Source organism: Flavobacterium noncentrifugens, assembly GCF_900100375.1.
GTDB lineage: Bacteria > Bacteroidota > Bacteroidia > Flavobacteriales > Flavobacteriaceae > Flavobacterium > Flavobacterium noncentrifugens.
This window is the reverse complement of the sequence record NZ_FNEZ01000007.1, coordinates 132,373-148,913: the sequence shown is the minus strand read 5'-3', so window position 1 is coordinate 148,913 and position 16,541 is coordinate 132,373. Positions and strand designations below refer to the sequence as shown.

At 40.8% G+C, this 16,541-nt stretch carries 13 protein-coding genes and 1 tRNA gene; 5 read left to right on the top strand and 9 right to left on the bottom strand.

The genetic code is table 11. The annotated features are described in order from the left end of the window. Positions 1–25: 25 nt before the first annotated feature. Positions 26–3,403 (bottom strand): LamG-like jellyroll fold domain-containing protein, encoded by a 3,378-nt coding sequence (locus BLS32_RS17010; protein ID WP_139171801.1) that lies wholly within the window; start codon positions 3,401–3,403, stop codon positions 26–28. Between the two features lie 352 nt (positions 3,404–3,755). After that, positions 3,756–3,829, bottom strand: a tRNA-Met gene (locus tag BLS32_RS17000). 150 nt (positions 3,830–3,979) lie between these two features. Between BLS32_RS17000 and BLS32_RS16995 the strand changes: the two genes are divergently transcribed. After that, on the top strand, positions 3,980–4,372 hold the full coding sequence (locus tag BLS32_RS16995; protein ID WP_091399050.1) for an START-like domain-containing protein: 393 nt from the start codon (positions 3,980–3,982) through the stop codon (positions 4,370–4,372). A 48-nt stretch (positions 4,373–4,420) separates the two neighbouring features. Beyond that, positions 4,421–5,260 (top strand): aminotransferase class IV, encoded by an 840-nt coding sequence (locus tag BLS32_RS16990; protein ID WP_091398861.1) that lies wholly within the window; start codon positions 4,421–4,423, stop codon positions 5,258–5,260. On the opposite strand, the gene BLS32_RS16985 is transcribed toward BLS32_RS16990, so the two are convergent. From BLS32_RS16985 to BLS32_RS16965, 5 genes are all read right to left on the bottom strand, one after another. Beyond that, positions 5,257–5,817: a YqgE/AlgH family protein gene (locus tag BLS32_RS16985; protein WP_091398860.1), complete on the bottom strand. Its 561-nt coding sequence runs from the start codon at positions 5,815–5,817 to the stop codon at positions 5,257–5,259. The two genes, BLS32_RS16990 and BLS32_RS16985, sit on opposite strands and share 4 nt — an antisense overlap. A gap of 123 nt (positions 5,818–5,940) precedes the next feature. Beyond that, entirely contained in the window at positions 5,941–6,213 is a 273-nt protein-coding gene (locus BLS32_RS16980) for an HU family DNA-binding protein (RefSeq protein ID WP_091398859.1), read from the bottom strand. A gap of 178 nt (positions 6,214–6,391) precedes the next feature. After that, positions 6,392–7,339 carry a methionyl-tRNA formyltransferase gene (gene fmt / locus BLS32_RS16975; RefSeq protein WP_091398858.1) on the bottom strand — a complete coding sequence of 316 codons (948 nt, stop codon included), beginning with the start codon at positions 7,337–7,339 and terminating at the stop codon, positions 6,392–6,394. Further along, positions 7,339–9,234, bottom strand: coding sequence for a RecQ family ATP-dependent DNA helicase (locus BLS32_RS16970; protein ID WP_091398857.1), 1,896 nt, complete (start codon positions 9,232–9,234; stop codon positions 7,339–7,341). The genes fmt and BLS32_RS16970 overlap by 1 nt, the downstream gene beginning before the upstream one ends. 140 nt (positions 9,235–9,374) lie before the next feature. After that, positions 9,375–9,920: an AAA family ATPase gene (locus BLS32_RS16965; RefSeq protein WP_091399047.1), complete on the bottom strand. Its 546-nt coding sequence runs from the start codon at positions 9,918–9,920 to the stop codon at positions 9,375–9,377. 453 nt (positions 9,921–10,373) lie between these two features. On the opposite strand from BLS32_RS16965, the gene BLS32_RS16955 reads away from it, so the two are divergent. The 3 genes from BLS32_RS16955 (at position 10,374) to murA (ending at position 12,783) form a co-directional block, all read left to right on the top strand. Next, the gene (locus BLS32_RS16955; protein ID WP_091398854.1) at positions 10,374–10,661 is read left to right on the top strand and encodes a DUF493 family protein; all 288 of its coding nucleotides are present in this window, start codon (positions 10,374–10,376) and stop codon (positions 10,659–10,661) included. 5 nt (positions 10,662–10,666) lie between these two features. Further along, the gene (locus BLS32_RS16950) at positions 10,667–11,395 is read left to right on the top strand and encodes a DUF4290 domain-containing protein (RefSeq protein WP_091398853.1); all 729 of its coding nucleotides are present in this window, start codon (positions 10,667–10,669) and stop codon (positions 11,393–11,395) included. A 74-nt stretch (positions 11,396–11,469) separates the two neighbouring features. Next, on the top strand, positions 11,470–12,783 hold the full coding sequence (gene murA / locus BLS32_RS16945) for a UDP-N-acetylglucosamine 1-carboxyvinyltransferase (RefSeq protein ID WP_091398851.1): 1,314 nt from the start codon (positions 11,470–11,472) through the stop codon (positions 12,781–12,783). 57 nt (positions 12,784–12,840) lie between these two features. On the opposite strand, the gene BLS32_RS16940 is transcribed toward murA, so the two are convergent. Further along, positions 12,841–14,046, bottom strand: coding sequence for a serine hydrolase domain-containing protein (locus BLS32_RS16940; RefSeq protein ID WP_091398848.1), 1,206 nt, complete (start codon positions 14,044–14,046; stop codon positions 12,841–12,843). Then, positions 14,046–16,532, bottom strand: coding sequence for a DUF5686 and carboxypeptidase regulatory-like domain-containing protein (locus tag BLS32_RS16935; RefSeq protein WP_091398845.1), 2,487 nt, complete (start codon positions 16,530–16,532; stop codon positions 14,046–14,048). The genes BLS32_RS16940 and BLS32_RS16935 overlap by 1 nt, the downstream gene beginning before the upstream one ends. Between the last annotated feature and the right edge of the window lie 9 nt (positions 16,533–16,541).

The window sequence follows — 16,541 nt, the reverse complement described above, 5'->3', positions numbered from 1 at the left end:
TTTCTTTTGTGGGGCAAAAGGGTGTTTAGCGTATGGTCACTTTCTTGGAAAGTTCCCCTTTATTTGTGTGCACTTTGATAATGTATGTCCCGGAACTTAGGTTGGTTACAGGAATACTGATTTTGGTTTGTAATTCGTTTTTGACATTCCACTGATTCACCGACTGGCCAAGCATGTTGAACAGCATGACGGTTTCTATGGTTACATCGGTATTGTTGTTTTTTATAACGATCGTATTGTCGTTTGTCGCGTAAGCAACCAGCACATCATTGTTGAGGCTGAAATTTGTGGTTGCAAGCGCGGAAGGATCTTTAAACCTGAGTGAAAATCTTCCGTTTGTTGCTCCTGCAGGTATGTTGATTTCGAATCCGTCATTTCGGAGGTCGTGGTATTGCTGGGTGACATTGTCAAAAATGTAGATTGGCTGCTGCTCATCCATGTTTTCGATTTTGTCGAGAACGAATTTTGAAATGCCGCCGGTTGATGATTTTACCATCAGCGGATAGCTATTATCGGTATTAAAAGCACCCACACCCTGGATGTTAAGGCGATTTTCGAAAAACAAATCGGTTGGCTGCGTGTCGATAGATTGCGCGTCATAACCGGTATCAATTCCGTCAGTAGCCAGATTGTCCATAAATCCGATCAAAAGCTGTCTGTGGTAATGGTCTGGCGTATCAAACCCGATCCTGATCCTTGCAAACCCATCTGCCTGAGCAGCATCTTCAATATTACTGTTTGATGGGGAAGCATTGTTTTTAAATACATTCGTCGAAGCCGTATTGGTTTCTTTCACAAATGCCCTTTGGGTATTCCTGAATTTAATATCTCCGGCAGTGCTTATGCCTACCATAAAAAACGCCTGCCCGACAGGAATGTACCTTCCCGGAGTTTGAAACTGACTGTCCGAATTATTTTGCCCGATTGGTGACATGGCCGGTGTTCCGCCAACAAGCGATCGGGTTGCATAACCACCCTGATGGTCAGTCTGATAATGTGTATTGTTTGTAACGTAATTTTCCCAAAGGTAAATCGCACCTGTTGTTGAGGTGACGTTGTCGGCAATGAACCTGTCTGTATCAAGTGCTGAAGGATATGGGTTTCCGCAAAGATTTGGCGTGTTTGAAGACACAGCAACATTGATGTCGCCGTTGTTTGGCTTTCCAGTAAAAGCATAATTTTGGTATGCGCCCAAAGCGCCGCTGCCTTTCATTGAAAAACCTTCGCCTGCATGCAGGATTCCGGTTGAGCCTACAGACGACCAGTTTGCAGTATATGCATTCAGGTTTTGGAATTTAAAGATCCAGAAACTGCTTACGGTGATTGGCGTTGTTGGTGCACCATTCATCGTGCTGGTCCAGGTGATGTTTTTTAATGATTCCGGATTTGTTGCATCTTTCATCACGGCATTTATATTGTAGCCGCTGTTGTTTCCCATCGGACTTACCGCGCCTACAGGAGAACACCAGTAATTGTAATTGTAAATGTTGGATTGCCCGCTTTGGTCTTTTTCAATGTATCCGGTGCTCGTGGCATCCAGTTCACTGAATTCGGTTTGTACCAATTGTGATTTTCCTTTAAGGTCGATTTTTCCGTCGAGTTTCAGGTACCACGTGTTTTGCAGTTTGTTTTCGTTGTCAATGGAAACCGTTACGCCGGGCTCGATGAACATTCCCAACGACGTCTGGTTGGCAGAGATTTGAGTATTATGCTTGATTTTGATGATCGACCACACATAAGTGTTCGCATCTGATGCCCTTACCGAACTGTTTGGGCTGATTGAAGTTTCCAGATTGCCTGCCCTTGTTGTCGTAAACGGCATTGGAGCCAATTGCAGCCTGATGTTTTTTACATTGTAAATGTGTGCAGCAGTAATGTCCTGTGCGGCAGTGGTATTTTCTGAAATCAGGTTTGAGGTCGCGTCGTTTTGAAACGTATCCATTTTGTAATACGCCAAGAGCGAAGACCAGGAAAGCCCTTCGATATCTTTTGGAATGATTTCGCCACGGATTGCAGCTCCATTTTTTCTGATTTCCTGATAGACCATTTTCTGGATCATATCATCGGTCAATGCTGTTTTAAAAACCCTGATCTCGTCGATTCCGCCATTAAAATAATTGCTGTCTGCTACCGGATTTTTGGCAAAAGTAAACTTGGCTGTCGCAGTGTTTAGGTGTCCTGATAAAGCACCGTTGTTTGATGAAACGGCTTCTTTTCCATTAAGGTATAATTTTAATTTGGCCGATGGATCATTGGCATTGTACACAGCTGAGATGTGATACCATCTGTTAAGCTCTAAATTTTCAGAAGATAAAATGGTGGTGCCGTTTGCGGTTGCTGCCAGTTGGTTATTTGAACTTCTTAAGGAAATATTGAAATTTTCCTGGCCCATTACAAATACATCTTCGCTTGAGTTCCTGCTTAGTTTGATCCAGCCCATCATTGAGGCCTGATTTAAGTTGCTTAGCAATTGCATGCCGTCGCCATAATCGTTTCGGCCGTCAAACTCTACGAACAACTTATTGTTAAGGCTTCTTGGCGATCCGGCGTTTGTAACATCTGTATCAACAATGTCTAAAATGCCATCGTGGTCTATATCTTCGACTGCATTGATCATTCCGTCATTATCGGTATCCAAATGAGAGAATAAAGTTGTTGCAATGTCATAAATCCCATCACCATCAGAATCTGTTTTCTGATAATCGGCTTTCGAATTTCCAGAAGTTTTTCTTGCTAACGGGCGGTCGACAGATCCAAATCCGGTTAAAGTATCGAATACATCCAAAATCCCATCGCCATCTGAGTCAATTCCGTCGCCAACGCCATCTCCGTTTCTGTCGCCATCTCCATTTCTTTCTCCAGCTTCATCCACATCAAAAAGGCCATCATTATCACTATCTAAGTCGGTAAAATCTTTTACACCATCATTATCTGTATCCGGCAAATGATATGTTCCTGCTGCCAACATCGCTTCGATTGCATCATGCAGGCCGTTTGCATTCGCATCGATCCAGTTTGCAGGATCAATAGTCGCTTTGTTGTTGCTGTAACTGGCAAAGCCTGCTTCTTCAATATCCGGAATGCCATCGTTGTCGGAATCAAGGTCTGATGAATTAGGAATTCCATCATTATCAGAGTCGCAAAATGAAAATCCGGTGCCGCAGGAAAGTGCTTCTATAGCATCGGGAATTCCGTCATTGTCATCATCAAGATCATTACGATCAGGAATGCCGTCGCCATCGGTATCTTTTTCTGCTAATACAGGGCTGGTGTTTTTTTGTGAAATTACATTTCCGCTGTTTGTAACCAAAGCTGGATGTAGTTCCTGTGCATTTATAAATAATGAAAATAAAGCTGATAATATCAGTAAGGTCATTTTTGAATTTGGGGTAATTTTTTTCATAACCAATAATTTGTCAGATAGTGTTCCAGTTCAGTACGCTAATAATTACAGGCCAAAACTAAATCTTATTTTAATTAGAAAAAAGAAAAACATCGACAAAGTGCATAAAAATGCGACAAAAAGCATAAAAATGATTATTTTGTAAGTTTTATATTATAATAAAAATAACTAAAAAATCTAATTATTAAATTTTTTTGCAGAAACAAATAAGAAATGCCAGCTATAAAAACTGGTTTTAAATGGCTGGTAAAAGATGTGAAATTTAAAAAGATGGTGTCCACAAGGGAATTAAAGAAAATAAGCGCAAAAAAAATCCCTAAACTTTTTGTGTTTAGGGATTTACGATTTGCAGTAGCGAGGACGGGAGTTGAACCCGTGACCTCAGGGTTATGAATCCTGCGCTCTAACCAACTGAGCTACCTCGCCAAAATTTGGTTATTGCATCTTTCAATGCGGGTGCAAATATAAAACTTAAATCAGATGCTGCAAACATAAATAAAGAAAAAATTTTTATTTTTATAAATGCTTTTTTTTTGGATTATTATTCTATATATTTCCCAAAAATATTTGCTAAAAATGGACGTAAAAGCACGCTACGAATTAGAATTCCCGATCAATTCCTCACCTCAATTGCTATATCAATACATATCAACACCTTCGGGTTTATCTGAATGGTTTGCTGATAATGTAAATTCAAGAGGTGAATTTTTTACATTCATCTGGAACGACTCTGAAGAAAGTGCAAGGCTGACTTCAAAAAAGACCGGCGAGAAGGTAAAATTCAGATGGATCGATGAAAATAATAAAGACACCGACTATTTTTTCGAGCTTCGGATATTGGAAGACGAAATTACCAAAGATGTTTCCCTGATGATCATCGATTTTGCGATCGAAGACGAAATCAGCGAAGCGACTTTGCTTTGGGAAAATCAGATTTCCGATCTTAAACATGTCATTGGATCGGTATAATTTGTTTATTACACTTATATTTGCCCCGAATAAATCCGGGGCTTTTTTATGGTTAATTTTAACGGGACGCTTGTTCCTTCTTCAGAAAATATTTTAGTAGAAAACCGTGCATTCCTTTACGGAGACGGCATATTTGAAACCGTAAAGATCCTTGACGGAAAAGTGCTTTTTCTCGAAGATCATTATTTCAGGCTCATGTCGGGCATGCGGATCGTGAGGATGAAAATCCCAATGGACTTTACCATGGAGTTTTTCGAATCCCAATTATTGGAAACCGCTGCTGCGAATAATTGCCTCGATTCCGGCAGGGTAAGGATTACGGTTTATCGAAATGCAGGCGGGTTTTATCTGCCTACAGCCCATTCAGTAGGATTTGCCATTTCAGCAATACCACTCGAAAATAAAGTATATGCCATAGTTCGAAAAGAATATGAAGTCGACTTGTTCAAGGATTTTTACATCACCAAACAGCTGCTTTCTTCGGTAAAAACGACCAACAAGCTCATTAATATTACAGGTAGCATTTATGCAGATGAAAATGCTTTGCAGAATTGCCTGTTGCTGAATGATTCCAAAACTGTCGTTGAAGCGTTAAACGGAAATGTTTTTATGCTTAGCGGAAGCAAACTCGTGACGCCACCGCTTTCAGAAGGTTGCCTGAATGGCGTCATGCGCAGGCAAATTCTAGCCATTGCAAAGAAAGTGGAAGGAATCGAAGTATCCGAAGAAATCATTTCGCCATTTGACCTTCAAAAAGCTGATGAAATTTTCATTACCAATGTCATTACCGGAATCCAGCCGGTCACGAAATACAGGAAAAAAGATTTTAGAACTGCTTTTGCAGAAAGTTTGCTGGTGAAATTAAACGCCCAGATCAGGTTTTCTTAATTCAGTAAAGGATTTTCAGGTGCATTAGACCATAAGATGTAATCGCCGCCAAGTTCAAGTATTTTCTCTTTCCAGAAGTCGGTTGTAGATTTTCCGATAATTTTATTCTGGTATAAATTTTCAGCAACGATCCAGGAATTCGATTGCATTTCGTTTTCAAGCTGCTTGGCTTCCCAGCCTGTATAACCTAAGAAAAACCGAATGTTATCCTTTTTAATCTTTCCTTCGTTGATGAGGTCTTTTGTAAGCTCAAAATCGCCGCCCCAAAAAATCCCGCTCGAGATCTCGACACTATTCGTAATCAATTCCGGAATGTTATGGATGAAATATAGATTGTCCTGTTCTACCGGGCCGCCATTGTAAATTTTAAAATTAGCCTCAACCTCTGGAACCAGGTCGTTAATGGTATATTTTAAAGGTTTGTTGATGATAAATCCGACGGAACCGTCTTCATTATGGTCTGCTAATAAAATAACAGAACGATTGAAGGATAGGTCTCCAATAATGGATGGTTCTGCAATGAGCAGATGTCCCTTTTGTAGTTTTTCTGAAATCATTTTATTGCAATTTTTATTAAATTTAACAAAATAAAATTAATAAAACCAAATAATTATCGAAAAAGTAATAAAAAAGCCTCTCGTTTCCGAAAGGCTTTTGCTTTATGTCTGGCTAATACGTGATTAGTTTAATCCGCCTTCTAATTCAGCACCAGCTTTGAATTTCACTACATTTTTAGCAGCGATTTGGATCGTTTTTCCAGTTTGTGGATTTCTTCCGTCTCTTGCAGCTCTGTTAGAAACTGACCAAGATCCGAAACCTACTAATGATACTCTTCCACCTTTTTTCAAAGTTCCGCCTACATTAGTTAAAAATGATTCTAAAGCCAATTTTGCAGCAGCTTTTGAAATTCCTGCATCTGCAGCGATAGCATCGATTAATTCTGATTTGTTCATAATAATAGTTATTAATTGTTGGTTAAACATTATGTTAATAGAAAACAAATTTAATAGGAATTCCTTACTACACAAGACTTTTCAAGTGTTTTTAATCGATTTGTTGATAACTCAAACAATTTGTTGATAAAGTGTGTTGTTTTTATCGAAAATCAATTCAAATCAGCATTGGCGCAACTTAACGCACGATTGCATTTTCAGAAAATGAGATACCGTTTAGCAATTGTTGTGCAGTCATTTTATTCTTTCCAGGATATTGCAGGGTCAAAATCTGGATAAAACCGCCATCAACTGCTATCTTCAATTCCTTTTTTGTTGCCATGATTTTCCCCGTAGGTTCGTTATGGTTTTCGTTAACGAGCAAAGCTTCATAGATTTTCACGTTCCACTGTTGCGCTTTATCTTCAAAAAAGCACCATGCCGCAGGATAAGGCGATAAGCCACGGATTAAATTGTAGATTTCTTTTGCAGGTTTATCCCAGTCAATTTTGCAGTTTTCCTTATTGAGTTTGTAGGCTGTTTTAATGTCGGGATGATCGTTCTGAATCGTCGTTTTTACATTTCCATTCGCAATTAATTCCAGCGTTTCAACAACAATTTTGCTTCCGACTTCCATGAGTTCGTCGTGCAATTGGCCTGCATTTTCTTCATCCGAAATCGGAATTACCGCATTTAAGATCATCGCACCGGTATCGATTTTATCATCGATGAAAAAAGTAGTCACGCCGGTTTTGGTTTCTCCATTGATGATCGCCCAATTGATCGGAGCCGCGCCGCGGTAATCCGGCAGGAGTGAAGCATGAAGGTTGAATGTGCCGAATTCCGGCATTTCCCAAACTACTTTCGGCAACATCCTAAAAGCAACAACGACCTGCAGGTTGGCATCCAACGATTTTAATTCCGATAAAAAAACTTCGTCTTTTAAATTCGTAGGCTGCAGCAATTTCAGGTTGTGTTCCAATGCGTATTCCTTGACCGCCGAATATTTAATCTTTTGCCCTCGGCCCGCAGGTTTGTCGGCAGCCGTGATAACGCCAACGACGGTATAATTATTTTTGAGGATCGTGTCAAGGATTCCAACCGCAAATTCGGGCGTTCCCATAAAGACGATGCGTAATTTTTCCATTATTTTCTGAGTGTATATTGATTGTTCGGATTGATTGAAATCCGGTCGTTTTCGAGTAAATGCTGTATCGCAAAGATAACATCGGCCGATTGAAATTTCGTCAGTTTTTCCAATTCTCTTGAATCGAAATCCTGCATTTTAAGCAGCGACAGGATTTTTTCGGATAAGGTGTTGTTATCAATTGGCGTTGTTTGCTTTTTAATGCAATTCGAACAAATGCCGCAATCGGTGGTGTCGGTTTCCCCAAAATAACCCAGAATGGTGCGGCTTTTGCAGTTTTTACCGTCGTTCACATAATCCAAAACCGAACGCAATTGCGATTTTTTAAGCTGGTTCTGGTTTTCGAGGAATTTAGAGACGCGGTTAATGGTTCTTTCGTCTTCGCGGACTTCATTGAAAATCAAAGTCGCGTCATTGTTTTTTGCATGGTAATCGATGATTTCCTTTTCTTTTAATTTCTGCAAAACGGCGTGAACCTGATTTTCTTTTGCATTCGATTTTTTTGCGACCAGCGGAAGATTGAAAGCCGTTTGCATGTCGTAAATTCCGGGATAAGTCCGCAAAATCGCCAGGATGATTTCTTCATCATTTTGATTCAAGCTGATGTATCTGATGACTTCTTTCGACTCGATCAAAAACTGTATCGTGATCTTCTCTGAAAATTCCTGCGACAAACTAATGATGCCTTGCCTGTCAAGAAATTGCATCGCGTTGAAAGTCCGCAAAGCCGGAAAGCCATATTTCTGGCAAAACTGGTTTAAGTTAAACGAAAATTGTTCATCGATGCCTTCTCCGTAAGCGATCCTGAAATAATTGCAGAGTTTAATGTAAACTTCCGTCAGGAATTTTTTATCCGGAAGCGCGTTAATGAACTGGTTTTCTGCCTGAATCGTATCTGATGGCGCGGTCAATAAAACCGCAAACGCTTTGTCTTCATTCCGTCCTGCGCGACCCGCTTCCTGATAGTAATTTTCAATATTTTCCGGAAGCTGGATGTGAATTACAGTTTTCACGTTTGCTTTGTCAATCCCCATTCCGAAAGCATTTGTCGCGACAATAACCTGGACTTCTTCATTCATCCAGCGCTGCATGTTTTTGTCTTTTTCCTTTGTAGGCAATCCGCCGTGGTAAAAAGTGGCACGAAAACCTGCGGCATTCAACTGTGAAGAAACATCAAGGCAGGATTTCCTGTTCCTGACGTAAATGATGGATGGCTGCGGATATTTCGTCAGGATTTGTTCGATGCGGTAATTCTTGTCTTCAGTTTCAAAAACCATGTAAGCAATGTTTTTCCGTGCAAATGACTGCTGGAAAACAACTGGTTTCTGCAATTGCAATTGTGCAATAATGTCTTCCTGGACACGCTGTGTTGCTGATGCGGTCAAGGCGAGAAATGCTACTTTCGGAAAATGCGGCTTCAATAAAGAAATCTTCAGGTAAGCCGGACGAAAATCGTGTCCCCATTGCGAAACACAATGTGCTTCATCAATTGCGATCAAATTAATCGGCAGGCTTTTGATGCGGTCTAAAATCCAGTCAGATTGCAGGCGTTCCGGGGAAAGATATAGGAATTTGTAATTTCCGAACTGGCAATTGTCGAGCAAATTGATGGTGTCATCTGCCGAGATGCCGCCGGTGAGCGCAATCGCTTTAATATCGCGCTTTTGCAGATTGGCAACCTGGTCTTTCATCAATGCGACCAAAGGGGAAACCACAAGGCAAATGCCATCTTTCATCATTGCCGGAACTTGAAAGCAAATTGATTTTCCACCGCCGGTCGGCAACAATGCAAATGTATCGTTTCCAGCCAAAACCGAATCGATGATGTTATTTTGTAACGGCCGGAAAGTGTCGTGTTTCCAGTATTTCTGTAGGATTTCTAAAGCTGTTTCCATGGGATTTGCAGTCTTCTTTTTTGGCGGATAAATCTAAAAATGGCATTTCAATCTTTGAAGATCGTATAAATATAGAAAAACAGACTGTAATTTGGAAATCGGAAAGCTTTGCGTGATTGAAATGCAGGTAAAAATTGGTTTTAGTTTCTCGCTTTTAAACTGCCTAAGATAAAATCAATGCGGTTCTCCACCGAATCTTTTGGGACTTCAATCAAATTGTAGCCATATTTCTCGTAAGTTTCTGTCAGGTGGCTGTAGATCAGTTTGGCCTGCTCGTAGTTTTCGTAGCGCGCGTCGTCGCTAACGTAAATTTCTTCCCAGGGTGGCAGAATAAAAATCTTACTGTATTTGTGAGCCTCGCAGGCTTCATGAAAAAAAACTGGATAGCTGTCGCCAATATAGTGCATGTAAGCTAAAACATCTGGAATGCCACGGTCGAGAAATACGACTTCGTGCGGTTCTTCAAGTGCGTTCCTGAATTGTTTTTTGCGGCCTTCGAGGAGTAATTCGCTAAACAACAAAGGGTTTTCAAGAAACAATTGCTCAATGCCCTGTTTTTTGGCTTCAAGGGTCACTTCGCGCGAGATTTCAGGATAACAGCAGTGTCCTTTTGCTGTGAGTCCGTCGATGATGGTGGTTTTTCCGGTTCCTGGCCCGCCGATGATTACAATAATGTCTTTTTGCACTTTTTGGAAATAAGGCGCAAACTTAGTTAAAGTATTTGGGATTTGAAAAAAGTTGGCGTTAAAGATTGTTTTGTGGTGGTGGGTGCACGGATTGCAAATCCGCATCAGTTTTTTGAAAAATGCATTTCCGGTGGTTTTAATAATTCTTTTGAATCGACCGCGTGAGGGACAGCAGCGAAAAGCCCACAGCCGGAGGTACGACGGCGCGGACTTGCAGCGGATTGCCCGACCCGCAGGGGCACGCCCAAATGATTTAGAGTATGGCGTTGCCTTTGGCCCGGGCTTTCCGCTGTATCTGCACCAGAAAAAGGCGCAGGATGCCGCTGCAATCCCTAACGCGAATCCCACAAATCCTTGACATTATGGTTTGAATTGAAGTCATGGGAAAATCCGATCTTTAAATCAAAAAATCTCAAACCAAAACCTTATATTTGCCTTTATTTTAAATTGAAGATGGATCAGAAGACGGAAGAATTTTACAACAGGCTGCGCAATGAGCTCAATGAAAGCACACCTTCATGGCCAGCGGAATACTTATACAAATTTATAATGCCGTCAGTAGGCGATAATGAGGAACGTGTGGAAAACGCGTTTAACGGCATGGGTGCGGTGATTAAGACCTCGAAGTCTAAAACCGGGAAGTTTACGAGTGTATCTGTAAACGTTCAGATGGCCAGCGCACAGGCAATAATTGATAAATACCTTGAAGTTTCTACGATAGAAGGTATTGTTTCCCTTTAAAAATTATGACAAATAAATATCAGAAAGAAATCGCGAACGATGTCGTGCACCATTTGGAATACAATTCTGAAAGGCAGCATTTGATCATTCCAGAATATGGCCGCCACCTTCAGAAATTGATCGACCAGGCGACTGCAATTGCAGATAAGGACGAGCGCAACAAAGCGGCGAAATACATCATTCAGGTGATGGGAAGCCTAAATCCGCATTTGCGAGACGTGCCGGATTTTCAGCATAAATTGTGGGATCAGTTGTTCATTATGTCTGATTTCAGGATCGACGTAGATTCGCCTTATCCTGTGCCTTCACGTGAGGTTTTACAGTTGAAGCCGGATGTGTTGAATTATCCGCAGAACTTTCCAAAGTACCGTTTTTATGGCAACAACATCAAATACATGATCGATGTGGCCAACAAATGGGAAGACGGCGAACTCAAAGGCGCACTTGTGAAAGTGATTGCGAACCACATGAAAAAATCATACCTGAGCTGGAATAAAGACACGGTGAAAGACGATGTGATCTTCGAGCATTTGTATGAATTGTCGGATGGTAAGATCGATTTGCTGCAAAGCACTGAAGAATTGCTGAACACAACCGATTTAATGCGTACCAACAAAAGGATGTCGAATAAGATCATGCCTTCCGGGCCGCCGAAAATCCAAACCAATAAAAATGCCGGCGGACAAAAACAAAATGCATTCAAGAAAAATAACAACAATAGAAAACAATCATAAATTTACGATTTTTGATTTACGATGTACGGCGCGAACGTCAATCGTAAATCGTCAATCATAACTCTGACATAAAAATGGGTATTTTTAAAATTGAAGGCGGCATTCGCCTCAAAGGCGACATCACGCCGCAAGGAGCTAAAAATGAAGCGCTGCAAATTCTTTGCGCGGTATTGCTGACTCCTGAAAAAGTAACAATCAACAACATTCCGGACATTATCGATGTCAATAAACTCGTGACATTGCTTGGAAACCTGGGCGTGAAAATCGAACGACATGGCAAAGGATCGATCACATTCCAGTCGGATGAAGTGAATGTTGGGTATCTTGAAACAGAAGCTTTCAAAAAAGAAGGCGGATCGCTGAGAGGATCGATCATGATTGTTGGCCCATTGTTGGCGCGTTACGGACGCGGATACATTCCGAAACCGGGCGGAGATAAAATTGGAAGAAGAAGATTGGATACGCACTTTGAAGGTTTTATCAACTTAGGCGCGAAATTCAGATACAATAAAGAAGACCATTTTTATGGCGTTGAACAGCCTGAAGGCGGACTTGTTGGCGCAGACATGCTGCTCGACGAAGCGTCGGTAACCGGAACGGCGAATATTGTGATGGCAGCGGTTTTAGCCAAAGGCGTCACGACGATTTACAATGCGGCCTGCGAGCCTTATCTGCAGCAACTTTGCAACATGCTGAATTCGATGGGCGCGAAAATCACAGGCGTGGGTTCGAACTTATTGCGGATTGAAGGTGTTCAAAACCTTGGCGGATGTGAGCATAGAATTCTTCCGGATATGGTTGAAATTGGTTCATGGATTGGACTGGCAGCAATGACCAGAAGCGAGATCACGATTAAAAATGTAAGCTGGGAAAACCTTGGCGTGATTCCGAGTGTGTTTAGAAAGCTTGGGATTACATTAGAGAAAAGAGGCGATGACATTTACATTCCGGCACATGAAAACGGGTATGAAGTTAAAAAAGATATCGACGGTTCGATCTTAACGATTGCCGATGCACCGTGGCCTGGATTTACCCCGGATTTATTAAGCATCGTTTTGGTTGTGGCGACACAGGCGAAAGGCGAGGTTTTAATTCACCAGAAAATGTTTGAAAGCCGTTTGTTCTTTGTGGACAAACTGATCGATATGGGCGCGAAGATCATTCTTTGCGATCCACACCGCGCGGTGGTGATTGGGCACAATTTCCAGTCGCAATTGAAAGCAACAGTCATGTCGTCTCCGGATATCCGTGCAGGAATCTCCTTGCTAATCGCGGCCTTGTCTGCAAAAGGCACAAGTACAATCCAGAATATTGAGCAGATTGACCGCGGTTATGAAGATATTGAGCAGCGATTGCGGAATATTGGTGCGAAGATTACGAGAGAATAGTCAATTAATTGACAATTAATAATGAATCCCGTTGTGTGAGCAACGGGATTTTTTTGTTTAGTTGTCGAGGGTTTTCCAGACTTTGAGGAAATCGTTTACCAGTTTTTTGTCAACGCCTTCTTGGTGCGGATCGTCGAATTCAATATTCGTCAGGAAGATTTTTCCGGTTTTTGTTTTTGGATCGAAGAACATAAAGGTTGTGATGCCGAGGTCGCTGCCGGTGTGGCCGATTTGTCCGTTGCTTTTGATGCGCCAGAAAATACCGGAATTTGGTTCTTTGGGATCGAAGTGAATGGGAAGCTGGTCGTCTGAGAATTGCTTTTGAAATAAAGTCGTAAATGATTCTTTGGAGAGGATTTTCCCGTTTCCACTTAAGCCACTGATCATTTCAGCCAGATATTTTGAAAGGTCACTGATGGATGTTTTGAGGCTGCCGTCGGGGTACGTGATTTCAGAATACAAAGGATAATATTGCATTTTGCGGTTGTAGATTTTGACATGGTTTTTTACGATTGAGTCGGTCAGTTTCCATGAAGTTTGATTCATTTGCAAAGGTTCGAAAATGTATTTTTTACAAAATTGGTCGAATGGTATTTTGGCTTTTACTTCGATAATATAAGCGGCGAGGGCAGACGCAATGTTGGAATAATGGTAAGCAGTTCCGGGTTTTTCGGTGGCGAAATTTGTTTTATTGAATAACTTTCCACCTTGCGACAAATAGCTTTTTAAAAATGTCGAAAGCTCGAGGTCAGTTTGATTTTGAATTGTAGAATGTGTGATAAAATCTTTGTACAGCACACTTTTTACATCGGAATATTCATTTGGATAAAATGTTTTCGGATACACATTTTCATCGTCAATAATCGAAGAAGTATGTGTGGCGAGCTGCCTGATCGTGATCGGTGCATTCGGAAAATCTGGATTTGAAACATTAAATGGAAGTACTGAATTCACATCGGCATCCAAATTAAAATAACCCAATTCGACAGCTTTCAGTAGTGCAACACCGATAAATGTCTTGCTGACTGAACCAATATTTTGAACTGAATTTGTAGTGTACGGAAGTTTGTTTTTTACATCGGCAAAACCAAAAGCATTTTCATAAACAATTCCGTTTTCGTTCAGAACAGCAACAGCAAAGCCTGGAAAACCCGATTTTTTATAAATGGATTGCAAGGTTTTTGTCAGTTCCGGATTCTGATTTTGGCTGTAGCCGAATTGCAGAAACAGGCAGCAAATGATCTGGATAATTATTCGTTTCATCAATCAAGAACATTCAATAATTTCAATCCGAAAACAACGCCGTCGGAATGATTTTGATATTGGTAAGAATGTACGTAATCCAATCTGAAGAATTTAAATTTACCAAATCCGAGGTTGTTTAACCCAACTGAAAACTCGTTGTACGGACTTCGATCCGGAACCGAAAGGTTGTGATAACCCAAAACCAAAGTCGATTTCAGCTTGTTCAGCAACGGGATTTTATTCATGATGTAACCTTTGTCGTCATGTTCGGCGTAGAATTCAAAATAAGCGTCATTCGTGCTGTTTGAATAGTACGGCATCAGGTTGAAGTTGTTCAAATAACGGTCAGATTGTCCCACGTGCGTTTGGTTTCCATTGAAATGCTTGTAGTCTACAAATGAAATTCCTTCGGCATTGAAGAACTTTCCGGCTTTGGTGTTTATCGCAAGATTTCCTTTGTTTCCAAGCGTAATATCATACGTCAGCCTTGCATTCAAATGGTCGAAATCGTATCGTTTTTCGCTCCCGGCAAATCCTTTTTCGAAACCTATATGCAAGACTGGATATTTGTCGTTGCTGAAATTGAATTTCCCATCCGGGCGCGTCCAGTATTGCTGCCCGAAGGTAATCCTTGCAGAAATGGCGCCCTTGGCCAGGTTGTGTTTTGTAATTGCCAAAGTATTGAAATCAAAGGGCAATAACGGATTGTTTGAAGTGTAAAAATCGTTTCTGTCCTGAAAATAAACCTGGTCGGTCATATTCCATAACGGTTTTCTTTCAGAATAATCAATCGAGGCGTTCATGAAAAGCCCATTAATGATCTCGCGCCCGAATGAAGCTTTAACGAAATTCTTTTCATACAATTTCATGTAATTGTCCTTAAAGAACAAAGTGCTGATCGAATTTATGAATCGGCTGATCGGCTCATCCGGATTGAATTGATCGGCGCTGCTACCTCCGGAAACGCGCAATTCGCTATAATTGGTGTTGCTAAAACGATTAACATAACTGGCGGTGGCACGCAGTTTTTTCTCGGAAACGCCATAATCAAAATCGGTCCTGATGGTAGAGAATGTACGTTTTTCCTCATCCCTTTTTGTAAAATACAACCCGCTTTTGAATCGGTAACCCTGAACGGTATTAAAACTAAAACCTTTTAAAATCCCATCATAACCGGCACTCCATTTTTGATGTGAATTTTTGTAGTCATAGCCCACAATAGGATCAAGGAACTTGAATTTGTTGCCTTTTGCATCGATCGAATCCAGATAAACCTTCGATTTCTTTTTTTCCTGAAGCGCATTTTTCTTCTGATAATCAGTAATTTCTTCTGAAGTTAAAGGCACCGGACGCAATGTATTCCAGAAAGAATCGTCTTTTTTATTAGCATTGTCCTCAAAATTAAGGACTTCGGCACCAAACGTTTTTTTGTCAAATTTAGGGTTAAATAGATATCTGCTATACACGTAAGTAAAGCCGCCTGAAAAATTAATACCCAGAAGGCCTGCCGTAAAATCAAGTTTTTGCGTGTTTTTTGCCCAGATTTTACTCACGCTGTTGTAATTAAAACTCTGTTTCAGGCTCAGTGTATTAAGTGCTGGCATTTGTACCTGGGCACCAATGATCGAAACATCAACTGCATAGATCGCCCAGCTGTCTTCAACTATATAAATGTATCCTTCAAAAACCGGTTCCGATTTGCGTCTTGGCGTGATCTTGACTTTATTGATCTGCTGGTTGTTCTTGTCGAAAAATGTACCTTCGAGCTTGTAAGTATAATAGTTAAACGCATTGTCAGCTATCGGCGAAATGGCATTGACCTGAAAAGGCAGGTAGTTTTCATAAAAATCAAAATTTGCAGATGCCGCGTTGTTGAAACTAAATCCGTTGTCATTGCCGCTGACTTTAGAAGCAACAATGGTTTCTTTCATCTTATCAGGCTTTTGGCGTGAAATTTTAGAGACGGTTTCCGAAAGGTATAAAATGCCGCTTCTCGTAGAATCGAGCACTTCATCAAAATAGTCGAATTTTTGTCCGAGAATGGCTTTCGGCGCATCCTTGATCCTGAAAATCCCACGCGAATAAAAATCGGCTGTATAATTTGCAGTCGTTTCTGAATTTTCTTTTTTTGACGCTATGGCATTTCGGATGACTTCAATTGCAGGATTTTTTTTCTTGTCAATGGTGACTTCACTAAGTGTGATGTTTTCTTCTTCAAGTTGAATGTTGAGTTCCTGGGTCGAAGGCGAAAAAACAAACTTTATTTTCTTGGTTTTGTAACCAAGGTATTGGAAAACAAGCATCGATTTGCCTGGATGTTTAATCGCCAATTCATAATATCCCTGTTCATTTGTGGTGGTTCCTATATAGGTATTTTCAATATATACCGATACAGATGGGAGCGGTTTGCCATTTTGATCTGTAATGATTCCCGCGACACGGCTTTGTTGTGCCATGCTTAAAGCAGAAAAGAACAGGAACAGCATTGTAATTTTTATTTTCATGCGGGTTAA